Below are 22,703 nucleotides of genomic sequence, written 5' to 3'. Positions count from 1 at the left end.
TGTGTTACATGGGTAGGTGGGTCACAAAAATGCGCATTGCAAGCCCCCCTCTTTTCGACACCGCATGACCGCTCGCCCAGACCTTGACCTCTTGCCCAGACAAAGCGATTGTCTTCGCGCAATGAATATTGGGGAATCTCATCAATGAAGTGGGTAAAGCGCGGCGTTCTGGGCCTAATTGGCATTGCGCTGGTGACGTTCGTGTTCCTGGCGACGTGGGAGCCGTTTATGGCCCATCAGAGCAAGGCTCCTGACTATCGCGAATACTCTGCCGAAATTGTTCGCAGTGAATATGGCGTGCCCATGATTTACGGCGAAACGGATGCCGATGTCGCTTTCGGAGTGGCTGTCGCGCATGCAGAGGACGACTTCTTTACGCTTCAGGATGTCGCTGCCATGGCCAAAGGGCGGTATGGCGCGATTGCCGGGCCTGACGGGGCGCAGATTGATTTCGTCTATCACCTGATTGATGCACGGGGCACGGCGAAGCGCGAATTTCCCAAACTGCCCGCCGACACGCAAGCTTTGTTCAACGCCTATGCCGCCGGCCTCAACCATTATGCAGAGCAAAACCCAGCGGAGGTAAAGCTTGCCAATCTGTTCCCGGTAAACGGGGAGGATATCGCGGCAGGCTTCACTTTGCGCCAGCCGTTCTTTTACGGTCTTGCCAATGTCATCGGTCCGCTGGTGGAAGGGGGCGAGCTTCGCAAGGAGTTTGGTCCCGACATCCCCGGCTTCCCCCGCCCCAATTCGCCCGCGCAGCAATTGCGCAAGGAATTGGGTGAAGAGATAGCCCACGGGTTTGGAATCGGCGATGAGCACCCGAACCTTGTGCTCCCGATGGGGAGGGCGGGCGATCACATGGGCTCCAATGCTTGGGCGGTGAAACCTGAAAAGACGGGCGGGCCCACAACCCTCATCTCCAATTCGCACCAACCCCTTCGCGGAGGTGTGGCCTGGTATGAGCTGGGTGTACAAAGCGGCGAAGGCTGGCATTTTACGGGGGCAAATTTCCCCGGATCACCCTTCCCATTCCTTGGGCATAACGAAAACCTTGGCTGGACCAATACGGTCAACCGCCCGGATATGACCGATGTGTACGAGCTTGAAATGAACGAGGCAGGCGACAGCTATCGCCTTGATGGAAAGTGGTACGAGTTGGACGCAAAAGAGGTCCTTCTTCCTGTAAAGATGGGCCCGGTTACACTTCCGGTGACCCAAACCGTTTATCGAAGCGCGCACCACGGCCCGGTTATCAAGAATGACAAAGGTGCATTTGCGATCCGGTACGGCGGGATGGACAAGGCCGATCAATTGGACGCCTATTACCGGCTCAACAAGGCCAAGACTTTTGAGGAATGGGAAGCGCAGATCGCTCGTATGGCGATCCCATCCACAAATTTCATCTATGCCGATATCAAGGGCAACATCGCCTATGTGTACAATGCGGCGATCCCGAACCGGCCCGAAAATGTCGAGGCCAATTGGCGCGGTGTTCTGGATGGGTCGCGCTCTGACCTTATCTGGAACGGCAGCGTCGAATATGAGCGCATCCCCAAGCTCATCAATCCTGCTTCGGGCTGGCTCTACAACTCAAACAATGAACCCTACACCGCCGCTGGTGAGGGGAGTGATCTGAGCCCGGATGATTTCTCACCCGTGCTTGGCATTGAACTCAAGCAAACCAACCGTTCCTACCGCGCATACAGGATGATGAGCGAGGCGGCTGTGCTTGACCGCAAGACACTGGAGCGGATCAAATATGACACCGCGTATGAGCGGCTGGACTATGTGGACCTCCTTTATGATGCTCTCGAAGCGATGGAAGTCCCGAGCCGCATGAAACAGGCAGGCGGGCCTGGTGGCACGCTTGATGATGCACGCAACCTCATGCTGAAGTGGGATTATTCCGCCGATGGTGAAGGCCCCGCTGATGCCATCGCCCTGCTTATGATCCTCAGCTACATGGGCGCTGAATACAACAACACGCCTGTGCCAGATGTGACGCAGAAGCTGGAAGAGGCGCGGAGCCATCTGATAGAGCATTTCGGGCGGCTTGATCCCCCGATGAGCGAGCTTTTACGCCTTCGCCAAGGCAATGTGGACTTGCCGCTGGATGGGGGCTCGGACACTCTACGGGCCTCGACTATTTGGCGTATGGACGATGATGGACGGCTAAGCCTTGTCCATGGTGACAGCTTTATTCAATGGGTCGAATGGCCAGCCGATGGCGGAGAGAACGGGGGGCGCGTGACTTCGCGCTCGATCCAGCCGTTCGGCGCGGCCACGACAAGGCCGGATTCGAAGCATTTCACCGATCAAATGCAGCTCTATGTCGATCACAGATTGAAGCCTGTACACTTCTTTGAAGAGGACGTACGAGCTAATGCAGGAAGCACCAAGGTAGTCACCAATGCGAAATAGTCCGGCGATTTGACCGGCTTGATTTCGCCTTGGTTCGGGCGACTCCCCCCAAAGCTTTGCGCCAGGCATTGAGAATACGAAGGGACTAAAAACATGAAATTTCGTCACGCCGCAGCGAGCCTCGCTGCGCTTAGCGTTGCCATTGCAACACCGCTAACCCCCGCTTTTGCCGATGACCACGCCTCAGCTGCGGCTGAGCCTGCTAACGACCTGCAGGAACTGGTCGCGCAGGTTCAGGTTCCGTATGAAAAATTCGAGCTTGAAAATGGCCTGACCGTGATCGTGCACGAAGACCGCAAAGCGCCAATCGTTGGCGTTGCTGTATGGTACAATGTGGGCTCCAAGGATGAGCCAAAGGGCCTCACGGGCTTTGCTCACCTGTTTGAGCACCTGATGTTCAACGGTTCGGAAAACGCGCCAAACGACTATTTCCAATACTTGCAAGAAATGGGCGCGACCGATTACAACGGTACCACGAACTTTGACCGCACCAACTACTTCCAAACGGTCCCTCGCCCTGCGCTCGAACGCGCTTTGTGGCTGGAAAGCGACCGGATGGGCTATCTGCTTGGCGCGGTCACACAAGGGAAACTCGACAACCAGATCGGCGTTGTCCAGAACGAAAAGCGTCAAGGCGACAACCGTCCTGGCGGTCTTGTATTCTACGAAATCCTCGAAACCATCTTCCCTGATGGTCACCCGTACCAACACTCCGTCATCGGTTCGATGGCTGACATTGAGGCGGCAACGCTTGACGATGTGAAAGAGTGGTTCCGCGACAAATACGGCCCTAACAACGCAACGATTGTGCTTGCTGGCGATGTTTCGGCTGAAGAAGCGCGCCCGCTGGTTGAAAAGTGGTTTGGCCCGATCCCGCGCGGCGCGGTGAACACCCCGGCGGCCGCTGAAATCCCAACCCTTGAAGAGCCCGTGCGCAAGGTCATGCGTGACCAGGTCGCTGCAACTTCGATCAGCATGTATTGGCCTGCGCCAGGTATCACGTCAGAAGATCTGGCCGCGCTCAACATGGGGACGCAAATCCTTGGCGGGCTTCTTTCAAGCCGTCTGGACCAAATCCTTGTGCGCGATGAACAGCTTGCGGTGAGCGTATCGGCTGGAAACTTCGACTTCCAACGCGTCGGCCTTATCAACGTAAGCGCCACTCTTAAGGACGGCGTTGACCAACGCGTTCTCGAAGCGCGCCTGAAACAGCTTGTCGACTGGTATGTTGAAACCGGCCCAACCGCTGAAGAAGTAGAGCGCGCGGCGACCAGCAACCTTGCCGGCACCATTCGTGGGCTTGAACAGGTCGGCGGCTTTGGCGGTAAGGCCGTGGCTCTTGCCCGCGGCGAAGTGCTGGCAGGCGACCCAAGCTTTGCTGTGAACCAGCTTGAACTGCTTGCCTCTATCACGCCAGAGACGATCAAGTCGGCGATGCAGGAATGGATGACCAAGCCTGCCTTCACTCTGGTTCTTGAACCCGGAGAGCGCGATGCGTCCTATGAGGAAGCATCCAGTGTTACCGCTGGTGGGCCAGCAACCGAGCGCGACCGCGACAGCGACAAAGATGCAATCACCGTATCGCTGGAACGCCCGGCGCCAGAAATCGCCTCGGTTCCGTCGCTTGATTTCCCTGACTTTGAGCGGACAACCCTCGCGAACGGGATGCAGGTCACCTATGCAAAGCGTGATGCTGTTCCTGCGACCTATGTGACGATGTCATTTAACGCTGGGACCGCTTCCGACACCGCAGACAAGCGCGGCCTTGAAGGGCTTGCCCTTGGCCTGTTTGACGAAGGCACTGCCACATTGAGCAGCCAGCAAATCGCCGAAGAGCGTGAAAAGCTGGGTGTCACCATCAATACAGGCGGCGGCGATGACCGTTCGAGCTTCACGCTCTCGGCTTTGTCCTCCAACCTTGCACCATCGCTTAGCCTGCTTGGTGACATCATTCGTAATCCGGCGTTCAACGAAAATGACCTTGCCCGGGTAAAAGCACAGACCATCACCGGCATTCGCCAGCAAATGCGCTCGCCCCAAGGCATTGCCGGCCGCGCCATCGGCGTGGAGCTTTTCGGTGCAGACAGCCCCTATGGCGGTGTAGAAACGATCGAAAGCGTCGAAGGTATCACCCGCGATGATCTGGTGGCGTTCAAGGACACATGGATCCGTCCGGACAATGGCGAGGTTTTTGTGATCTCAAGCCTGCCCTTGGACACCGTTTTGGCTCAGCTCAACGAAGCGTTCGGCGATTGGGAAGCGCCTTCTGTGCCTAAGGGTGAAAAAGACTTCTCCACCATGCCAACCGAGGCAGAAGGCGGTCGCATTGTCCTGATCAACCGTCCAAACTCACCGCAAAGCTTTATCTTTGGCGGGCAAATCACCCCGCTTGATGCAAGCGATCCGGCCTATGTCGACTTTGAAAACGCCAACAATTCGCTTGGCGGAAACTTCCTGGCACGTCTCAACATGAACCTGCGGGAGACCAAGGGTTGGAGCTACGGCGTTCGTGGTGGGCCACAGGCGCGCGAAAACGCAGTGGTCTATGCCATTGGCGGCGGCGTTCAGGCGGACCGCACAGGCGATTCCATCGCAGAGATGATCCGCGAGACGGGCGAATTCCTCAGCGTAAACGGCGTGACCGAAGAAGAGCTCACCCGCAATGTTGCAAACTCGGTTGGTCTTCTGCCCGGCCGGTTCGAAACATCGAGCGCGGTTCTGGGCGCGATGCAGGAGCTCGCGCTCTTCGGACGTCCGGACAGCTATTACGAAGAGCTGGTCGGCAAATATGAAGCGCAAACCACTGATAGCCTGGATGCAGCAGCGCGTTCTGCACTCGACATTGATGACTTCCTTTGGGTTGTCGTTGGCGATGCAGAAAAAGTAGCGCCGCAGCTCGAACAGCTGGGCCTTCCAGTTGAAGTGCGCGAAATGGAAGGCGCTGAACAACAAGGCGGCTAATCGCCCTCCTGCCTTTCAGCGCGGCAGCGATTGAAAGGCACAAAGAGTAAAAACAGCGGGCAGGGTCAATCATGGCCCTGCCCGTTTCTTTTGGGCCCGCCTTTTTGGGCCCGCTTTTTTTGGGTCCGCTTTTTTGGGGCCCACTTCTTTTTTCGCGCCAGTTGACGCAGCGTAAGGGATTGAATGCGCCTGTGCGACGTGTACAACTTTGCGCCAAGCCAATGGACCCAAAGCGGTCATCGCGCTTCAAGACACCACAAGCGCCCCGGTGCGGGCGTACCTAAAGGAGATACGAGATGTCAGTTGCAGGTACTTATAACACCACTGTGAAAAGCCCGATGGGCGACCAAACCGGTACGCTTACCATCGTCGACAATGGCGATGGCACATTCAAAGGCAGCATGGCTGGCGGTATGGGTTCGATGGACATCGAAAGCGGCGACATTGCTGGCAGCACGCTGAGCTGGAAAATGAACATGACGGTTCCAATGCCGATGACACTCGACTGCGAAGCAACCGTTGATGGCGACACCATCACTGGCAACGTCAACGCTGGCGCATTTGGCGCAATGCCGCTCACAGGCACGCGCGTCTAAAACCGCAAGCTTACGCTAGACAAAAGCCCGCCCGAGCTTTGATGCCCGGGCGGGCTTTTTGTTTGCCTTGCCAAAGTTGGGCAACCGCCTTTGCAGTGCGGTCGCCCTTTGCCCCGAGCTTTGCCCCGAGCTTTGCCCCGAGCCAGAACCCCAAACCTGATCACATTCAGAACCGTAATCTAGGCAGTCGGCCCTATCCTTCGATTGAGCACCGCTTCACAGTGTGACCTTATTGAACGGACCATGCGAATTGGGACCGCCCTTATTTTATCTGCTCAAGGCTTGCTTACCGCAGCAAGCCTGACACTCGCCGCGTTTTATCCACCTGAGGGAAGCGCTGCGGTGTTGTTCGACTTGAACCACTCATCTCCCAATAGAGCGCTCGCATGGTCGGCCAGGCACGATTTGCCGCTGATCAGTTTTGCCCAAAACGGGGCATCTCCCATCGTCCAATTGGACGGCCAGATTAGTGCATTTGACGCTGTCAAAGCCGGGTTTCTGCCGGTGTCCGCACAACCTGATCTATGTCGCCCCAACCCTAACGTTGAGAAGATCGTATCATGAAAGAACTTCAATCCATTCGCCTGCGAGGAATGCAGTCTTTGGCCGTCCTGTGCGGCTTGCTGGGCTGTATCATTGTCGGCTGGTCATTGATGTCGGGACAAATCATATTCGGTATCGCCGGCGGATTGTTAACGCTGACACCGATCACTCTTGCCGTCCTCAAACGCAGCGATAAGACCGCGCGCCTCATCCTTGGTATTACGACACCGGTCTATGCTGCGATATTCGTTGCGCTCGCCCGGGACACGGGTTGGGTGATCGATATGCACCTGACTTTCTTTGCCCTTTTGGCGATGCTCGCGGTTCTGGCAGATTGGCGTCCCATCCTGGCCGCCACATCGGTCACAGCGGTCCATCACCTTTTGCTGAACTTTGTGGCGCCCCTTTACGTCTTTCCTGACGGATCAGATTTCGCCCGCGTTATCTTTCATGCGGTGGTGCTACTTGGCGAAAGCGTCGCTTTGATGTTCCTGTGCTCCCAGCTTGAAAGCATGATCAAAGGCCAAAGCGAAGAACGCGCTGAACGCGAGAGACTGGAAGCGGCCGCCGAGGCAGAGAAAAAGCGGATCAGTGAAGAGCAACAACTTGTGTTGCATCACCTCAATGCGCGCCTCTCCTCCTTGTCTTCGGGCGATATGCACTCTCGGATCGAAGAAAAATTCCCGTCGAAATATGAATCCTTGCGCTTTGCTGTCAATGAAACCTGCGAACAGTTGCAAAGCATTTTTGGCCACGTGAACGAAACGGCAGACTGCGTTGTCGAAGGCGCTGGTGAAATGCGGGCTGCATCCGACGACCTTGGCAATCGAACCGCGCGCGATTCAGACATGCTTGACGAGGTATCCAGCCTTTCCAACAAACTGGCACAGGACCTTGGCAGCACCGCATCGCTATGTGAGCAGACGAACGAAGTGACCATCGCTGTCAAAGGGAAAGCGGACGATGGCAAGGAGATGATCGTCACCGCATCAGATGCGATGAGCCGGATCAAGAACTCAGCAAGCGAGATCCGCGATATCATCGACCTGATCGACGGCATTGCGTTCCAGACAAACTTGCTCGCTCTGAATGCCGGTGTCGAAGCGGCCCGTGCAGGCGAAAGCGGTAAAGGGTTCTCCGTGGTTGCGCATGAGGTTCGCGTCTTGGCTCAGCGCGCAACAGAATCGGCAACTTCGATCAAGGAACTGGTCGAAAAATCGGTCCATGACGTGGATGAAGGAACGCTTCTGGTTGAGAATATGAGCTCGATTTTGAGCACAATCCTCGAAGAGTTTGACGCGGTTGACACCAACGTCTCTGAGATATCTCAGCGCACGTCAGATACAGCCGGCCAATTTGGCAAGGTGAGCGCGTCGATTGGCAATCTCAACGAAAGCATGCAGCAAAACGCCGCGATGGTTGAAGAGAGCAATGCGGCCATGCACCAACTCAACTCGCAAGCTGATGCGCTCAAAGAGATCGTCTCACGCTTCGTCTCTGATCAATCCAGCAATGGCCACGAACATTTGCGTTCCGCCGCGTAAGCAGGGCCGCGAACCGGGCAGCGTCAGTTCGCAGGTTTGGCGAGTAATTCAAACTTCATAAGCAATGTGCGCTGGGAACCGGAGAAATTGTCATCGCTGACAATGTAGAGGAAGGTTCGTCGGTCTTCCCCGACGCCTTCCTCGCGCACGGCAAGCCCTTCGAAATTGTCGACAGTCAGCGGCGGCGCAAGCACGAGAAGTTCGCGCCGGGCATTGTCGGGGCCAAACGACACAATCGCTCCAGAATTGCCATTGGCAGGGTCGTAAGAACGGAAAAGGATGAGAGCCGTCCCATCGCTGAGCGTATCGGCATCGGTTGGTATTGCGCCGAGTTTACGGACGGTTTCAGGCGGATTTGCATACAGAGGCTGAAGCTCACCGCCATCGAAGCTGGCCATGCAATTGGGACGACCCGGCAATGTCTGTCTTTCAGCGCACGAAATCTGTGTCGAGACGCTGATCGCCAATGCCTCAAGTCCCATGTTCTCTTCGAGCGGTCCCAACAAATCGACCACATCCACATTGAGCCGCTGAGGCTCCTGATCCAGCTTTTTATAGACCAGAATTCGATGATCCCGTTCAAACCCAACCGCCCAGCCCTGATCGATAACCGATGTCAGGCTTTCACTGTCACCTTTTGCCTTGCCCGAAAGAGGCTCGCCGCCTTCCCCAAGGAGCGGCCCGCTCTTGATATCGGTGATCCCGGTGAGCCGTCCCTCGGCCTCCTCAGGCGTAATCCACACCCAGCGCGCATCGTCGGTGATTGCGAGCAAGCGCCCGCTCTCCGCATCCCAGCGAAGCCCGGAGAGCCCGCCAATATTCTGCCCCATGCGCGGGATGTCGAGGCCGCCGAGATATTTGAGGTCGCCGACTTGGGTGAGCGAAGGGTCCACCTCAGAAAGCGGCACCTGCAACAGCTCAGTCCCATCGCGCGCGAAGGGATCATGGAGGTAGATGTACCCGCCCGCCAGCAGGCCCGCCAAGAGGAGCGGACCCCATAGAGCGACCCTTAAGAGCATGGCCGCATCAACATGGCTAGGCGAGCTTGTCCTTCAGGATCTGGTTCACAACCGCCGGGTTCGCCTTGCCCTGCATCGCTTTCATGGTCTGGCCGACGAAGAAGCCAAAGAGCTTGTCTTTGCCGCCTTTGTATTGTTCGACCTTGTCTTGGTTGTTCGCAAGGATGTCATCAATCGCCGCCTCGATCGCGCCGGTGTCGGAGACTTGTTTGAGCCCCTCGGTATCGGCGATTTCATCGGGCTCGCGGCCCTGCCGAAGGACGATTTCGAAGATTTCCTTGGCTTGTGAGCCGGAGATTTCGCCCTTGTCCTGCATCGCAAGGATCGCAGCCTGACGTTCAGCAGTCGCGTGGGAGGCATCGGCCTCCTCACCCAGCGACTTGATCACGCCGGGCGCCACTGACAGCGCCCAGTTGGCAACTTGTGTCGCGACTTTTGCTTCGGGCTTTCCGAGAGCGCTCGCAGCGGCGGTGAGCAGCGTTTCAAACCGCGCAAAGGTCTCAACCTCATGGGTGAGTTCGCGCGCATTATACGGCGTCAGGCCCAGCTCGGTTTCGTACCGCACCCGCTTTGCATCGGGCAGTTCCGGGAGCGACGCGCGGCATTCTTCGAGGAAGTCATCCTCTAGCACCAGGGGAAGCAAATCGGGATCGGGGAAGTAGCGGTAGTCATGCGCGTCTTCTTTAGAACGCATGGTCCGCGTGGTGCCGGTCGCGACGTCGAACAGGCGCGTTTCCTGATCCACAGTGCCGCCGCTTTCAAGCACGTCAACCTGACGGTTCGCCTCATATTCAATCACTTGCATGACGAAGCGCACAGAGTTCACATTCTTCGTCTCGGTCCGCGTGCCAAGCTCGGTCGCGCCGACTTTGCGCACCGACACATTGACGTCGGCGCGCATGGAGCCTTCTTCCATATTGCCATCGCATGATCCCACATAGCGCAGGATAGAGCGCAGCTTGCGCACATAAGCGCCCGCTTCTGCCGGCGATTGCATATCGGGGCGTGAGACGATCTCCATCAAGGCAACGCCCGAACGGTTAAGGTCGACATAGGACATGGTCGGATGCTGATCGTGCATCAGCTTGCCCGCGTCCTGTTCGATGTGAATACGCTCGATCCCGATCACTTTGTCTTCGGGAATGCCGTGTTTCTCGTCCGCTTCGATCAAGAGCTGCCCCTCGCCCACAATCGGGTGATAAAGCTGGCTGATCTGATAGCCTTGCGGCAAATCGGCGTAGAAGTAATTCTTGCGGTCAAACCGGCTCCAGGCGTTGATCTGCGCCTCGATGGCCATACCGGTACGCACCGCCTGACGGACGCATTCGCGGTTGGGTACGGGCAGCATTCCGGGCATGGCCGCATCGACCAGAGACACCTGGGAATTGGGCTCGGCGCCAAATTCGGTGTTTGCGCCCGAAAACAGCTTGGACTTGGAAGTCACCTGCGCGTGGACTTCAAGGCCGATCACGACCTCCCATTCGCCGGTTGCGCCTTGGATGCGGTAGTCACTCATTGCCACTTGCCTTATCTGGTTCGTCTTGTTCGATGCGTTGTGCAGGGCGCGCGTGGCTCCGGTCTACGGTGGTTTGGGTCTCACCCGAGATCATTTTCCCATCCGGACCAAAGCGCGCCTCGCCGTGGTCCACATTTTTGCGCACCCAGTTGGCAAACACAAAAGTGAGCGGCACAGCCAGCATAATGCCAATGCCTGCCAAGATCAGCGGTGTATCAACCATAATGTGCCGTCCGAATAACGCCATGTGTTTGCCTCGCCGATATAACGCCAAAGCCCGGTGACGCCAGTGCAATTCTCAAGCCCCATCGACACATTGTAAGGGCGCTCTGGCAAGGCCTACAAAGGACTGGACACCAAAACTTGCAAACGCCACAACTGTCCGAACTAACAAACTCGCCAACAACTCAGAAGCAACCCAGCATGACCCCTTATCGTACCTTCAGGTTCTATGCGGCCTCCGCGCTGGGCAGGGTCTTTCCAACTTTGCGTTTTGGAACGCATTATGGGTTTCCGATTGGCGGAAACACACGCGATATGGTCAGTCGGTACATTTTCACATTCGGTTATTGGGAACCCAATTTATCTGAGTTCTTAGCCTCGCGGATCACGCCACAAACCAAGTTCTACGACCTCGGCACCAATATCGGCTATTTCAGCCTGCTCGCAGCCAGCCGCGGGGCAGATGTGGTTGGATTCGAAGCCTCGCCGCAAATGGCAGCGACAGCCAAGGCCAATCTTGAAAAAGCCGGATTGCGTGGGATGATCCACAATGTGGCACTCGCAGCCGAAGTCGGCGAACTCACTCTTTATGATCGTTCAGGCCCAACAAATACCGGCAGCCGCACGATCAACAAACCGGAAAACGCGGTGATCCACGCAAAGGTGCCTGCGGCACCGCTGCGTAATCTGGTTGAGCTCGATCCCAAAGCGGACAATGTCTTCAAGATCGACATTGAAGGTGCAGAAGGACCTGTTCTGGATGAGCTCGCCGATTGGCTGTTGACGCACCCTGAAGCGACGGCAACTATTGTTGTCGAACTGCTCGAGGAGGAAGAGAGCATACTTGAGCGGTTCAAAGCTGCCAGATGCGAGGTGGCTTTCTTGCGCAATGATTATTCGCGCGATGCCTATCTCGAAAAGCCAAATGGTTTCGAGCTGACCAAGGCGGATGAGCCTCGGCCTGCACATCCTTATGAGACCGTTTTCATCCGGGGCTAAGCCGGCTCCTTGATATCGAGAAGCTGCGCTTCCACCGCCTTCAGCTCTGCCCGAACGACCTGATCAAACTTGCGCGTACCGGTGATGGTTATCTCTTCGAGGAACAGCACACTGAACGAGCGGTACTCGGGATAATTCGCAAGCTCGCGCACAGTGGCGGCGAACAGCGGACCATTGCGGACAGTCTTGGATTGCGGATCAAGCTGCGCATGCAGGCTTTGCAGGAGCGCTGCGTAGGCGAAGTAGCGCTTGTTGGGCTCTTCCACCCGCATGGCCTTTGCACGTTCACGAAACGAGAGCGCCATCACCCACGCCGGGATGACAAAGCCCACGGCGAGGATAGCGATTATGGCCGCCTCGAAGGTGGTCACCACCAACGCTCCGGCGCGTGGTCAAACCCGGCGCGTTCCTGGATCGCAAGACCTGCGTTCAGAACGGTTTGCTCGTCAAACGCCTTGCCCACCAATTGCAGACCCAGCGGCAGGCCGTCGGGGTTAAGGCCCGCCGGAACGCTCATCGCCGGCAAACCAGCAAGCGAAGCAGGCACCGCAAAGACGTCGTTCAAATACATGGTCAGCGGGTCTTCATTGAGCGAGCCCAATGGGAAGGACGCGGTCGGCGTTGTGGGCGCAAGGATCAGGTCGCATTTCGCCCAAGCCTTTTCATAATCTTGAGAAACCAGCGCACGAACCTTTTGCGCCTGCGTGTAATAGGCATCATAGAAGCCGGCGGACAGCACATAGGTACCGATCAGAATGCGCCGCTTCACCTCATCGCCAAAGCCGCTCGCGCGGGTCTGCGCATACATATCCTGCAAGCCTGCCCCCTCGGGCAGATCGCGCAGACCATACCGCACGCCGTCATAGCGAGCGAGGTTCGAAGACGCCTCGGCAGGCGCGATGATGTAATAGGCGGGAAGAGCATACTTCGTGTGCGGCAGGGAAATATCGACGATCTCGGCGCCTGCGTCTTTCAGCCACGCCTTGCCCTGCTCCCACGAATCAAGGATATCCTGATCGGTGCCTTCCATCCGGTATTCGGTGGGGATGCCCACGCGCTTGCCACTGAGGTCAGACGATAGGGCCGCTTCCCAATCGGGGACGTCCATCTGGAGACTAGTCGCGTCCTTGGGGTCAAATCCGGCCATCGCGCCCAGCATAATCGCACAGTCCTCGACCGAACGCGCCATTGGGCCTGCCTGGTCAAGCGAAGAGGCAAACGCCACCACGCCCCAGCGCGAACAGCGGCCATAGGTGGGCTTGATCCCGCAAATGCCGGTGAAGGCGGCGGGCTGACGGATCGAACCGCCGGTGTCGGTGCCGGTTGCCGCAGGAGCAATGCGCGCCGCCACAGCAGACGAAGACCCGCCAGACGAACCGCCGGGCGACATCGCGGCATTGCTGCCTTCCTTACGCCAAGGCGAGCTGACATTGCCGAAATACGACGTCTCGTTCGAGGAACCCATCGCAAACTGGTCAAGGTTGAGCTTGCCCAACATCCCCGCACCAGCATTCCACAGGTTCTGCGAAACAGTGCTTTCATACTGGGGCTTGAACCCTTCGAGGATGTGGCTGGCTGCCGTGGTCTGTACATCGTGGGTTGCAAACAGGTCTTTCATGCCAATCGGCACGCCGCCCATTGCGCCCAAATCCTCGCCCGCCGCGCGTTTGGCGTCGGTCCTGTCGGCTGCATCAAGCGCTGCTTCAGGCGTGGTCACGATAAAGGCGTTGAGTTCAGCAGCACCCGCAACAGCCGCGTTGAACTGCTCTGCGACTTCACGCGCGGTGAAATCGCCGGCCGCAACGCCGTCCCGGATTGCTTTTACGCCTAGGTTGGTAAGGTCTTCGCTCACAGTAATTCCGTTCGTCCTGAGACTGCCCGTGCATCGCCATGCAAAGCTACGAGCGGTATTGGCTTTGAAGGCGCAGAGGCCCTATTCGATCACCTTGGGCACGCCGAAAAAGCCGTGCTCTGCCGCAGGCGCATTGGCGATCACATCGTCGCGCTTGCCACCGCCGGTCAGCGGGTCTGCATCCACCACATCATCGCGCAGGCGAAGCGTGTTGGGGATCACCGCCGACATGGGCTCGACACCGGTCACATCGACCTCGCCCAATTGCTCGACCCAGTTGAGGATATTGTTAAGCTCGGGCACCATCCGCTCAAGCTCTTCATCGCCCATCTTGATGCGCGCAAGGCCAGCGATTTTCGCCACGGTTTGTTTATCTACAGACATAGCGTCCGCTTAGCCAAGCAATGGGGGCGCTTCAAGCACGAGTTAGCGCTAGGTGCTCAAGTTTTTTGCAGGTGCGAAGGCGTCATTCAAACGCACCGCTTGCAGGCTTGCCGTCAATGTAGAGTTGTTGGCCTTCAAAGGGGCGCAGTTCCACGTTTGAATGGTCATCAAAATCAAGGACAGTGTAAGGCGCTTCGCGGCCCATTTGACCATGGCGAATGTCCGCCCGCTCAACCTTCTTGGTGCCTTTGTCATAGACGATGAATTCAGGGTCGTAGCGCTCAGCCAAAAACACCATAAGCGGCTTGCCCTCAAGCTCGCCTAGCTCAACCACTCGGCATTTTTCGCTGCACCTGTACGAGTTGTTTTGCAGATAGGTCCTTGCCGCCAGGCGAACCTCATCATCTTCGATCTCGATGGACGCCTGATTGATGGCCGCCACATTTTCTGTGCGCCTGGAATCGTAACGGTTTTCCGCATTCTGCACCGCAAGGGCAAGTTCCGCGACTTTCGCGTCGTCGCTCTGGGTAAGCTCAGCCAAAGCCTCGCGCCCGGCCTCGCCAAAGTCCCAGCGCAAGGCGGCATAGTCGAATTCTTCCACGCTCACCGCGCCCGATTGCAGACGGGCCAACTGGTTCGAGGTCGAGATCGCGCCGAAATTGAAAATCGGCATCGCCAGCAAAAGGGCGATTCCCGCTGTCATGACCGCCAGATGAAGGTTCGATTGGCGCAGGAAACCCCGCCACCCCTCGCGCCGTCCCCCGAACCTACCACGAAGGGCGGAGGCGAAGTAAGCAACGCCATATGCCACGGCCACTGCAATCGCGATAAGCGCCCATATACGCTCGGGACTAAGCCCGTGCTGAGCGATGCGGGTTCCCATCGAAACCGCCGCCATGGCGGACAAAGGCAAGATGCCGAGCGCCAGAACAAAGCCAGCGATGCGAAGAACCTGCGATTTGCTGGCTTCTTCATCGTCATCGCGCACCACCGCATTGGCGAGAACAAAGCAACCCACCGCAACCGAGAGCAGCAGCGGGGTCGCGCTTTTTGTGGCCTCCCACAAAACGTCGATCCCGGAGACCAGCACTGCGAGCAGGAAAATGACAAGCGCGACAGCCAAAGGGACAGCGAGGATGGACAGCACCAGCAGGACCACATTTTGCAAAGTGCCGATGATCTTTAACTGGTTGCGAAGCACTCCCAGCGCCGCGCCAAAGGCCGCACCAGAGAACATCCAGCCAAACGCCCCCTCGTCGAGGAGGTCCTTTAGAAGGTCGATCTGAATAGCCGAGAACAGCTCTGCCAAAATGGCAATCAATGCCCATGAAAGGCCCACAAACGCCAGCGCTCCGCCTGCTGTGATCGCGTCGGTCCAGACATGGAAGTGAGTGGCCTTATAGCTCGTTTGCAACCGGTGTTTGTGAAAGCCTGCCTGAAACAGGGGCAAAGACAAAAGGCTCGCCAAGACGCCTGCTGCGACCCAGAATTCCTCGTCCGAATACCGGTCACCTGCAGCCGTTGCACGCCACGCTATTCCGGCCATCACCAGGCCGACAATAACCGCAAAGATGATCGAGGGCTGCCAGCGTTCTTTGCTGAGCGTGAAAGCCGCCGCGAGGGGTCCGAACACCGCGAAAGCCGCAAATGCCGCGCGCCAGGGTTCATCCGATGCACCATCGGTGAAGACATGAACAAGCAGCCCCGCAACAGCGAGGAGCGCTGCGAGCACCCACGGGCGCTCGCGCCATTCCTCGACAGCCTGCGCGTCGTGGTCAAAGCTTTGATTTTCGGCCAATGATCCCTCCCATAAGGCAGGGATGATCTAACCCAGTTGAACCTGCAATGAAAGGCGAACCGTTAATAAAACAGGCCGCGGGATTCGCGATTTATTGACCCGGCTGAGGAGCACCCTGTGGTGCACCCTGTGGCGCATCTTGTGGCGCACCTTGTTGGGGTCCACCCGGGCCGCCGGGACCTGCTTGCTGCATCGCCTGTTGAAGGATCGAAAGGTTACGATCAAACGTCTCACGGTCCATAAAATCGACCACTTCAATTTCAAACACGAGGTCTGCATCAGGCGGAATGGGCGCGCCTTGGGGAGGCTCTGCGCCATAGGCTAAGTCCGACGGGATGAAGAGCTCGTATTTGCCGCCCTTCTGCATTTGCTGAAGCCCTTGGTAAAATCCCTCGATCGTGGCACCCGGCTCTACTGGAAACGGGCTGCCTTCGGGAAAAATGCCTTCGATGGGGAGCGGGATATCCTGCGATTCGTCGAAGACCTCGCCGTTGGATGCAAGCGATCCCTTATATTTCACGAAGACCATGTCGCCTTCTTGAGGGGTTGGCCCTTCACCAGCGACAAGGGTGTCGATGCTCAAACCCTTGGGAACCGCCGCCCAGGCAAGGCCTGCGCCCAAAAGGATGGCAATAAGTACGCCGAGCCAGATCTTGGTCAGCGAGCCCTTCGCGATGGGCTGAATTGGTACGCGGGTGACTTCGGTCATGTGTGATCCCAGTGATTAAACCCAATGGTTGAACTGCGCCGCTGCGCATAAAGCGCGCAGCAAAAAGGGCGCAGGTTTGTCCCGCGCCCTGATGGCGTATTGCGCAAACTTGTTCAAGCGTTTCGCGAGGGGTTGCCCCACCTAAACGCCCAACAAGCTTACTTGATGCCGTCGCGCTCCATGCGCTTACGCTCAAGCTTGCGGGCGCGGCGAACGGCTGCTGCCTTTTCGCGAGCGCGCTTTTCGCTTGGCTTTTCATAGTGCCGACGCAATTTCATTTCGCGATAAACACCTTCACGCTGCAGCTTCTTCTTGAGCGCGCGCAGGGCTTGATCGACATTGTTATCGCGAACCATGATTTGCATAAACGGCAACTACCTCTATTTCAAAAATACGCCTGAGCCCGCGATATGGTTGGCCGCGGGAGTGCGTTATAATCTGACGCTAAAAAAGGCGCGAATCCAAACGGGCTCGCGCAATCACAGCCGCCCCATTAGCGCCGGGCGCGCAAATTGGCAACCCGCAACCCGCCCGAAAGTGCGATTTGCCATTATATGCGATCACTGCGCTATGCATCGAGAGAGACCACCGCTAAAGCGCTTTGCACAATGACCACCACCTCACTTTCTCCTTTTATGGCATCCCTCTACGTCGCAGTTGGCGGCGGGGTCGGTGCTGTGCTGCGCTATCACATTGGGCGCGCGGCCGTTCATGTGACCGGCCCGAACACAACTTTCCCATGGGGAACGCTTGGGATTAATATCGCTGGCAGCCTTGCTATGGGTGTCCTGCTTGGCTGGCTTGCGCGCTCATCATTGGCGGCGCAAACCAGTGAAAGCTTGCGGCTTGCCCTTGGCATTGGCTTGCTTGGCGGCTTTACCACGTTCAGCGCTTTCAGCGCGGAGATGGTGACGCTGGTCCATCGCGGCTTTATTGTCCAGGCGCTCGGCTATGGCAGCGCGTCGGTGATTGCAGGAATGGCCGCGTTCTTGATCGGCCTTGTAGGAGCGCAGAGCGCGGCATGACCAACCTTTCTGACAATTCGGCTTCTGATAAATCCAAAGCGCAAGTGCGCCAGTTCACCATCAATGATGATGATGACGGCATCCGCGTGGATCGGTGGTTCAAACGCAATCTTCCCGAAATCCCTTTTGCAACCGTTTCGCGCTGGTCGCGCACGGGGCAAATCCGGGTCGATGGCGGCCGGGTAAAACCTGAAGACCGCCTTCAAACGGGCCAGATTTTGCGCGTACCTCCTGGCGGCGAGGCCAAGCACAAGGGGCCAAAATCGCGCCGTCCTTTGACCGAAGAAGAAATTTCGCAGGCCCGCGATATGGTGATCCGCGAGACGCCATCTGCAATCGTGCTGAACAAGCCTCCCGGCCTTGCCACCCAAGGCGGCAGCAAGACGACGAAGCACGTTGATGGTTTGCTCGATGCGTTTGTGGAAAGCGAAGATCAGCCCCGCCCAAGGCTCGTTCACCGACTGGATAAAGATACATCGGGCGTGCTCCTTATCGCCAAAACACCGGGCAGCGCGGCGTCATATTCCAAGCGTTTTTCCGGGCGCAGCGCGCGCAAGATCTATTGGGCTCTGGTCGTTGGCATTCCCGAGGTCCGCGAAGGTACCATCGATGCGCCGCTTGCCAAACAGCCGGGCACTGGCGGCGAAAAAATGCACGTCGATGAGGAAAACGGTCAAGTCGCCAAAACCCGTTACCGCGTGGTGGAGCGCGCGGGAACGCGGGCGGCATGGGTGGAGTTGGAGCCGTTGACCGGGCGCACCCACCAATTGCGCGTGCACATGGCAGCGATCGGCAATCCAATTGTGGGCGATGGCAAATATGGCGGGCAAGATGCGTTCCTGACAGGCGCGATCAGCCGCAAGATGCACCTTCACGCACGCCGCCTCATCATCGGAACGCCCGAACGCAAGGCAGCGAGCGAAACGGCTGCCAAGACAGGGGGCAGCAAGCTTGATGTCACAGCCCCCCTGCCTGACCATTTTGCGGCAAGTATGGAAGCGCTTGGCTTTGATGAAAGCTTGAGCGATGCCTCGCCCGTCCGCGATGAAGCGCCCGAGCGCACGCCTGCTGAAAAGAAACAGGCCGCGCGCCGCCATGCGAAACAGTATCGCAAGGACCGCCGGGGTGAACGGCGCGGGCGAACAACGTCAGCCAACACGGCAAAGAAACAGGCGAAAGCTGCAGCCAAGTCGAAGGGCAAAGCGCCTAAGCGGGCAGCCGGAAAATCAGGCCCAAAATCAGGCTCAAAATCAGGCGGCAACCCAAAGGGCAAACGCTAAGTGCACCCGAACCCAGCCTATCGCCACAATGACCAGGCGCTGCACGAAAAGCTGATCAGCGAGGTCGCTTTCGGCACCGTTTTCCTGACGACACCAGATGGCCCGCGCGCAAGCCATGTGCCGGTGCTGGCTTATGGACATGACGATCTGCGCTTTCATCTGGCGCGCACCAATGCGCTTACCCCGCATCTTGAAGGAGCGCGTGCGCTCATCACGATCAATGGGCCGGACGGTTATGTCTCCCCGCGCTGGTACGACAACCGCGACACGGTCCCCACGTGGGATTATGCCGCGCTGGAATTGGAAGGCACGGTCGAGCGGCTTAGCGATGAGGCGCTTGAGACTTTGCTCCACGATGTCATCACCACTTTTGAGGGATGCCTTGAAGGGGAGCCGTGGCTCGCATCGGAATCGAGCGAAACGGTGTGGTCGGGCCTGTTCAAAGGGATCGCCGGTTTTTCACTCAAGGTTGAAGAGCGGCGGCCCACGTTCAAACTCAGCCAAAGGAAAAACGCGGATGAACGCGCGCGGATCACAGCGGGGGTGAAACCAGAGCTTGCCCGGTGGATGCGTGAGGTCAGCGAATGACAAAACTGGCCGTTTTTGATTGCGATGGGACGCTGGTTGATGGCCAGGCCGATGTGCTGTGGGCCATGAACCGTGCGTTTGAGCTTGCCCAAATGCCTTCGCCTGATCCGAGCGAGGTGCGCCGTTTGGTGGGCCTTAGCCTGCCCGTCGCGATCCGCGAGCTTGCGCCAGAGGCAAAGCATCATCAGCAGGTCGAGATAACCGAAAACTACAAAACCGCCTTTCGAAAGCGGCGCGAAGAGGGGCTTTTGCATGAGCCGCTCTATGATGGCATCGCCGAGCTTTTGCGCGACCTTCATGCCAAAGGGTGGAGCCTTGCGGTGGCGACCGGCAAGTCAGACCGGGGCCTTGCCGCTTGCCTTACAGGGCACGGCCTTACCGACCTATTCGTCTCGCTCCAGACGGCAGACCGTCACCCATCAAAACCGCATCCGGCGATGTTGGAAGCCGCTTTATTCGAAGCAGGCGCGCAGCCGGCAGACGCCGTGATGATCGGCGACACCAGTTTCGATATGCAGATGGCAAGCGCTGCGCGGGTGCGCGCGGTGGGCGTTTCGTGGGGCTATCATTCTCCCGACGATCTGACCGCGACGGGCGCCGATTTTGTGGCGCATACCATGGGGGATTTGCGCGAAGAATTGGACCGATTTGCATGAGCAACGCCCCTGCACCAACGCCCGAAGAAGCCATTGCCGCCAAACGATATATGGTGATGAACCTTGTGCGCCTGGGCGCGATCGTGGCGGTGGGCCTTGGCATTGCGATTGCACGCGATGTGATTGCATTGCCTTACGCGCTGGGCGTGGGCCTGGCGCTTGCAGGATTGGTCACGTTCTTCTTTTTGCCAGTCACATTGGCGAAACGCTGGAAGGCAGGCGACCGCGAAATGAGTAACCGCGATATCAGTAACCGGGGCGAGAAATGAGGCGGTTTTACAAAGACGTTTCGATCCAGCCGGCAGACGGCGGCTTTCAGGTCATGCTGGATACGCGCACGATAAAAACAGTCGGCGGGCTTGCGCAAGTCGTGCCAACGAACGCCTTGGCCGATGCGCTCGCGGCAGAATGGGACCGGCAAGGCGAGAAGATTGACCCGGCCACCATGCCGCTGCGCGATATGGCCGATTATGCCATCGACATGGTGAGCCCAGACCCGCTGGCGCTGGTCGAAAAGACCGTGCCTTATGGCGATACTGACACGCTGCTTTACCGCGCTGATCCGGAAGAGCCGCTTTATTCCCGCCAGCAAGAAGTGTGGGAACCGATTGTAACCGCCTTTGAAGCACGGCTCGGCGCGCAGTTTATCCGCATTTCCGGCGTTATCCATCGGCCCCAAAGCGATGCGACCTTGGACGTATTGCGCGGGGCATTAACCGGGCAAAGCCCCTTTGCCCTTGCCGCAATTGAGATGATGACCCACCTTGCCGCATCGCTCATCACAGGGCTTAGCGCAAGTGAGCCTGAGGCGGACACGTTGGCGCTCTGGAACGCGGCAAACCTCGAAGAAGACTGGCAAATCGAGCAATGGGGCCGCGACGAGGAAGCCGAAGACCGCCGCGAAAAACGCACGCGCGATTTTCTAAAAGCGCGCGAATTTTGGGAATTGGTGCAAAGGTAACGCGCGGGCAAAGCGCCGTTATTCAGCGGCGAGCACCCAAGCGGCCACGTCTTTTGCGACAGTGTTCGCCGCCACATTAAGCGCAGGGCCAACCGATGCTGCCTCTGGCAAGACGCCGTCTTCGCGCGCTTCGAAGCGGCGCGATGTCACCCGGCCATCGTCCATCGTGTGCACGGCCTCAAAGCGGACAACCACAGACGAACTCGCCGGGTCATAGCCCATATCGATCAATGTCCCGCGCAAGGTCTGTGTTGGGCGCAGCGGCGTATCGGACGTATCAAGCACAAGCAGCGCGGGCGTATCACCCGACGCAGTGCGCAAGGTCTCGCCGAGCAAGCTGCGGAAAAGGCGCGCTGGCTTTTGGATCCAAACCGCGTTTTGCAAATAGGCAACTTCGCTGTTCGACACGTTCACAGGCACTCGCAACACATCAAGCTTTGCAGGCACTTCGGGAGTGAGCACCGCGATCGAGCCTGCACTCCCCTCAACACCGGACGTCACGCCAGAGCCCACAGGCGAACTTGCGCTGGGCGTCAAAGTGAGAAGGCTTTCAGGCGTTTCGCTTGCCCCGCCAAAGCTGACGCATCCGGTCAAAACAAGGCTGGCGGCGATAAGCGCTGCAGCGCTACGCATTTTCATCATGGCTCATACTCCGCCATTAAGGTTCATATTCCGGAAGCGGTCGACCACCCAGGAGCGAACCTGCCCCTTCGGCCTCGAGCCGATCGGTGATCGCGCGCAAAGAGCGGCTGGTGGTGCGAAGGTCCTGCAAGGTCGCCTCCACCGTTGGCAATGTCGTTTCACTAAGCGCCCTTGTCGCAGGCCGCGCATCTTCGAGCATCGCAGAAAGCGAAGCGGCCGCTTCGTTGGCGGAAGCCAGCGTCGCGCTCAATTCCTTAGCCAATTGCGGGCCTTCCTGACCCAGAAGCTCGTCGGTGGTAAGAGTGACTTTCTCAAACGCATCAAGCGCTTCGCCCGCCTCTTTAATCGTCACCTGTAGCTCTGCCATCGTGCCTTCCAATTGCGGCGCTGCATTGGCAAGTTCGCGCGTCAGCCGGTTGGAATTGGCGAGAATACCCGATATCTCTTCCTGATTTTCAGGGCCCAAGATGATATTCAACTGTTCGGTGAGGGTCGCCAAACGCTCCAGCAAGAGCGGCGCATTGGCGACAATTTCACCAAAACCGCCCCGGCCCGGAGGGATCACCGGGCGCCCTTCGGGGCACGCGGTTGTCTCGCAACTGATCGCGGGCGCATCCTTGCGCGCGCCATCCAGAAGGATGGTAGAGACACCAGTAAAGCTTGCCTGAATGGTTGCTTCTGTCCCCACAAGGATCGGCACTTCATCGCGGATTTGAACCCGCACGCGGACAAATTCAGGGTCCTCGCTCGACAGTGCAATTTCGCGCACCTGACCCACCGGAACGCCCGCGTAGGAAACCTGGCTGCCATTGGCGAGACCGGCAACCGATTGCTTGTAAAAGATATCGTATTCGTTCGACGCGCCCTGGTTCAGGCGGGCAATCCAGACGATAAACGCCGCGAGCGCGATCAACAGCCCCAGCGTAACCGCGCCTACCCAGAGATGATTGGCTCTTGTTTCCATGTATCTTCCCTATGCGCTCA

At 57.9% G+C, this 22,703-nt stretch carries 22 protein-coding genes; 11 read left to right on the top strand and 11 right to left on the bottom strand.

Translation table 11 applies throughout. The annotated features are described in order from the left end of the window. The first annotated feature begins 144 nt into the window (after positions 1–144). From EH31_RS08865 to EH31_RS08845, 4 genes are all read left to right on the top strand, one after another. Positions 145–2,424 (top strand): acylase, encoded by a 2,280-nt coding sequence (locus EH31_RS08865; protein WP_051699094.1) that lies wholly within the window; start codon positions 145–147, stop codon positions 2,422–2,424. A gap of 93 nt (positions 2,425–2,517) precedes the next feature. Then, the gene (locus EH31_RS08860) at positions 2,518–5,385 is read left to right on the top strand and encodes a M16 family metallopeptidase (RefSeq protein WP_034959789.1); all 2,868 of its coding nucleotides are present in this window, start codon (positions 2,518–2,520) and stop codon (positions 5,383–5,385) included. 296 nt (positions 5,386–5,681) lie between these two features. Beyond that, on the top strand, positions 5,682–5,981 hold the full coding sequence (locus EH31_RS08855; protein WP_034959788.1) for a hypothetical protein: 300 nt from the start codon (positions 5,682–5,684) through the stop codon (positions 5,979–5,981). Positions 5,982–6,541: 560 nt separating this feature from the next. After that, complete coding sequence (locus EH31_RS08845) at positions 6,542–8,068, top strand: methyl-accepting chemotaxis protein (RefSeq protein ID WP_081853319.1); 1,527 nt, start codon at positions 6,542–6,544, stop codon at positions 8,066–8,068. Between the two features lie 23 nt (positions 8,069–8,091). On the opposite strand, the gene EH31_RS08840 is transcribed toward EH31_RS08845, so the two are convergent. The 3 genes from EH31_RS08840 to EH31_RS08830 are packed head-to-tail and all read right to left on the bottom strand — an operon-like array spanning position 8,092 to position 10,850. After that, positions 8,092–9,087, bottom strand: coding sequence for an esterase-like activity of phytase family protein (locus EH31_RS08840; protein WP_081853318.1), 996 nt, complete (start codon positions 9,085–9,087; stop codon positions 8,092–8,094). 16 nt (positions 9,088–9,103) lie between these two features. After that, entirely contained in the window at positions 9,104–10,603 is a 1,500-nt protein-coding gene (gene gatB / locus EH31_RS08835; protein ID WP_034959785.1) for an Asp-tRNA(Asn)/Glu-tRNA(Gln) amidotransferase subunit GatB, read from the bottom strand. Continuing rightward, positions 10,596–10,850, bottom strand: a complete 255-nt coding sequence (locus EH31_RS08830) for a hypothetical protein (protein ID WP_034959784.1) — start codon at positions 10,848–10,850, stop codon at positions 10,596–10,598. Before EH31_RS08830 ends, gatB begins: the two co-directional genes overlap by 8 nt. Before the next feature lie 176 nt (positions 10,851–11,026). On the opposite strand from EH31_RS08830, the gene EH31_RS08825 reads away from it, so the two are divergent. After that, the gene (locus EH31_RS08825; RefSeq protein ID WP_081853317.1) at positions 11,027–11,824 is read left to right on the top strand and encodes an FkbM family methyltransferase; all 798 of its coding nucleotides are present in this window, start codon (positions 11,027–11,029) and stop codon (positions 11,822–11,824) included. Here the strand turns inward: EH31_RS08825 and EH31_RS08820 are convergent. The 6 genes from EH31_RS08820 to rpsU form a co-directional block, all read right to left on the bottom strand. Further along, positions 11,821–12,195 carry a hypothetical protein gene (locus tag EH31_RS08820; RefSeq protein WP_152553519.1) on the bottom strand — a complete coding sequence of 125 codons (375 nt, stop codon included), beginning with the start codon at positions 12,193–12,195 and terminating at the stop codon, positions 11,821–11,823. The genes EH31_RS08825 and EH31_RS08820 overlap by 4 nt on opposite strands. Continuing rightward, positions 12,192–13,676 carry an Asp-tRNA(Asn)/Glu-tRNA(Gln) amidotransferase subunit GatA gene (gene gatA / locus EH31_RS08815; protein ID WP_034959781.1) on the bottom strand — a complete coding sequence of 495 codons (1,485 nt, stop codon included), beginning with the start codon at positions 13,674–13,676 and terminating at the stop codon, positions 12,192–12,194. Before gatA ends, EH31_RS08820 begins: the two co-directional genes overlap by 4 nt. Before the next feature lie 81 nt (positions 13,677–13,757). Then, positions 13,758–14,060, bottom strand: coding sequence for an Asp-tRNA(Asn)/Glu-tRNA(Gln) amidotransferase subunit GatC (gatC, locus tag EH31_RS08810; RefSeq protein WP_034959780.1), 303 nt, complete (start codon positions 14,058–14,060; stop codon positions 13,758–13,760). A gap of 82 nt (positions 14,061–14,142) precedes the next feature. Continuing rightward, positions 14,143–15,858 (bottom strand): DUF4153 domain-containing protein, encoded by a 1,716-nt coding sequence (locus EH31_RS08805; protein WP_051699091.1) that lies wholly within the window; start codon positions 15,856–15,858, stop codon positions 14,143–14,145. A 91-nt stretch (positions 15,859–15,949) separates the two neighbouring features. Continuing rightward, positions 15,950–16,567: an FKBP-type peptidyl-prolyl cis-trans isomerase gene (locus EH31_RS08800; protein ID WP_034959777.1), complete on the bottom strand. Its 618-nt coding sequence runs from the start codon at positions 16,565–16,567 to the stop codon at positions 15,950–15,952. A 158-nt stretch (positions 16,568–16,725) separates the two neighbouring features. After that, positions 16,726–16,932, bottom strand: a complete 207-nt coding sequence (gene rpsU, locus EH31_RS08795) for a 30S ribosomal protein S21 (RefSeq protein WP_006834591.1) — start codon at positions 16,930–16,932, stop codon at positions 16,726–16,728. A gap of 270 nt (positions 16,933–17,202) precedes the next feature. Between rpsU and crcB the strand changes: the two genes are divergently transcribed. From crcB to EH31_RS08765, 6 genes are read left to right on the top strand one after another with little or no spacing between them, the layout of a single operon-like run. Further along, positions 17,203–17,592, top strand: a complete 390-nt coding sequence (gene crcB / locus EH31_RS08790; RefSeq protein WP_034960126.1) for a fluoride efflux transporter CrcB — start codon at positions 17,203–17,205, stop codon at positions 17,590–17,592. Further along, a complete protein-coding gene (locus EH31_RS08785; protein ID WP_051699089.1) occupies positions 17,589–18,872 on the top strand; it encodes an RluA family pseudouridine synthase in 1,284 nt (427 codons plus the stop codon). The genes crcB and EH31_RS08785 overlap by 4 nt, the downstream gene beginning before the upstream one ends. Next, the gene (locus EH31_RS08780) at positions 18,873–19,460 is read left to right on the top strand and encodes an FMN-binding negative transcriptional regulator (protein WP_034959776.1); all 588 of its coding nucleotides are present in this window, start codon (positions 18,873–18,875) and stop codon (positions 19,458–19,460) included. After that, positions 19,457–20,116, top strand: coding sequence for an HAD-IA family hydrolase (locus EH31_RS08775; protein ID WP_034959775.1), 660 nt, complete (start codon positions 19,457–19,459; stop codon positions 20,114–20,116). The genes EH31_RS08780 and EH31_RS08775 overlap by 4 nt, the downstream gene beginning before the upstream one ends. After that, on the top strand, positions 20,113–20,385 hold the full coding sequence (locus EH31_RS08770) for a hypothetical protein (protein ID WP_034959774.1): 273 nt from the start codon (positions 20,113–20,115) through the stop codon (positions 20,383–20,385). The genes EH31_RS08775 and EH31_RS08770 overlap by 4 nt, the downstream gene beginning before the upstream one ends. Continuing rightward, positions 20,382–21,077: an ATP12 family chaperone protein gene (locus tag EH31_RS08765; protein WP_034959773.1), complete on the top strand. Its 696-nt coding sequence runs from the start codon at positions 20,382–20,384 to the stop codon at positions 21,075–21,077. The genes EH31_RS08770 and EH31_RS08765 overlap by 4 nt, the downstream gene beginning before the upstream one ends. Before the next feature lie 18 nt (positions 21,078–21,095). On the opposite strand, the gene EH31_RS08760 is transcribed toward EH31_RS08765, so the two are convergent. Together EH31_RS08760 and EH31_RS08755 are read right to left on the bottom strand one after the other, a co-directional pair. Next, a complete protein-coding gene (locus EH31_RS08760; RefSeq protein ID WP_241765876.1) occupies positions 21,096–21,710 on the bottom strand; it encodes an ABC-type transport auxiliary lipoprotein family protein in 615 nt (204 codons plus the stop codon). A 25-nt stretch (positions 21,711–21,735) separates the two neighbouring features. Continuing rightward, the gene (locus tag EH31_RS08755) at positions 21,736–22,683 is read right to left on the bottom strand and encodes an MlaD family protein (RefSeq protein WP_034959770.1); all 948 of its coding nucleotides are present in this window, start codon (positions 22,681–22,683) and stop codon (positions 21,736–21,738) included. Positions 22,684–22,703: the final 20 nt, after the last annotated feature.

This window comes from Erythrobacter longus (assembly GCF_000715015.1).
GTDB lineage: Bacteria > Pseudomonadota > Alphaproteobacteria > Sphingomonadales > Sphingomonadaceae > Erythrobacter > Erythrobacter longus.
Note: the sequence above shows the minus strand (reverse complement) of the source record. Positions and strands in the feature narration are given on the sequence as shown.

What these genes read in the sequence shown, in the direction of transcription:
- EH31_RS08840 (WP_081853318.1), bottom strand. Translation starts at nt 9,087, where the DNA reads ATGCTCTTAAGGGTCGCTCTATGGGGTCCGCTCCTCTTGGCGGGCCTG.
- EH31_RS08800 (WP_034959777.1), bottom strand. Translation starts at nt 16,567, where the DNA reads ATGACCGAAGTCACCCGCGTACCAATTCAGCCCATCGCGAAGGGCTCG.
- EH31_RS08855 (WP_034959788.1), top strand. Translation starts at nt 5,682, where the DNA reads ATGTCAGTTGCAGGTACTTATAACACCACTGTGAAAAGCCCGATGGGC.
- rpsU (WP_006834591.1), bottom strand. Translation starts at nt 16,932, where the DNA reads ATGCAAATCATGGTTCGCGATAACAATGTCGATCAAGCCCTGCGCGCG.
- gatB (WP_034959785.1), bottom strand. Translation starts at nt 10,603, where the DNA reads ATGAGTGACTACCGCATCCAAGGCGCAACCGGCGAATGGGAGGTCGTG.
- EH31_RS08860 (WP_034959789.1), top strand. Translation starts at nt 2,518, where the DNA reads ATGAAATTTCGTCACGCCGCAGCGAGCCTCGCTGCGCTTAGCGTTGCC.
- EH31_RS08755 (WP_034959770.1), bottom strand. Translation starts at nt 22,683, where the DNA reads ATGGAAACAAGAGCCAATCATCTCTGGGTAGGCGCGGTTACGCTGGGG.
- EH31_RS08865 (WP_051699094.1), top strand. Translation starts at nt 145, where the DNA reads ATGAAGTGGGTAAAGCGCGGCGTTCTGGGCCTAATTGGCATTGCGCTG.
- EH31_RS08765 (WP_034959773.1), top strand. Translation starts at nt 20,382, where the DNA reads ATGAGGCGGTTTTACAAAGACGTTTCGATCCAGCCGGCAGACGGCGGC.
- EH31_RS08785 (WP_051699089.1), top strand. Translation starts at nt 17,589, where the DNA reads ATGACCAACCTTTCTGACAATTCGGCTTCTGATAAATCCAAAGCGCAA.
- EH31_RS08775 (WP_034959775.1), top strand. Translation starts at nt 19,457, where the DNA reads ATGACAAAACTGGCCGTTTTTGATTGCGATGGGACGCTGGTTGATGGC.
- EH31_RS08845 (WP_081853319.1), top strand. Translation starts at nt 6,542, where the DNA reads ATGAAAGAACTTCAATCCATTCGCCTGCGAGGAATGCAGTCTTTGGCC.
- crcB (WP_034960126.1), top strand. Translation starts at nt 17,203, where the DNA reads ATGGCATCCCTCTACGTCGCAGTTGGCGGCGGGGTCGGTGCTGTGCTG.
- EH31_RS08825 (WP_081853317.1), top strand. Translation starts at nt 11,027, where the DNA reads ATGACCCCTTATCGTACCTTCAGGTTCTATGCGGCCTCCGCGCTGGGC.
- EH31_RS08830 (WP_034959784.1), bottom strand. Translation starts at nt 10,850, where the DNA reads ATGGCGTTATTCGGACGGCACATTATGGTTGATACACCGCTGATCTTG.
- EH31_RS08760 (WP_241765876.1), bottom strand. Translation starts at nt 21,710, where the DNA reads ATGCGTAGCGCTGCAGCGCTTATCGCCGCCAGCCTTGTTTTGACCGGA.
- EH31_RS08770 (WP_034959774.1), top strand. Translation starts at nt 20,113, where the DNA reads ATGAGCAACGCCCCTGCACCAACGCCCGAAGAAGCCATTGCCGCCAAA.
- gatC (WP_034959780.1), bottom strand. Translation starts at nt 14,060, where the DNA reads ATGTCTGTAGATAAACAAACCGTGGCGAAAATCGCTGGCCTTGCGCGC.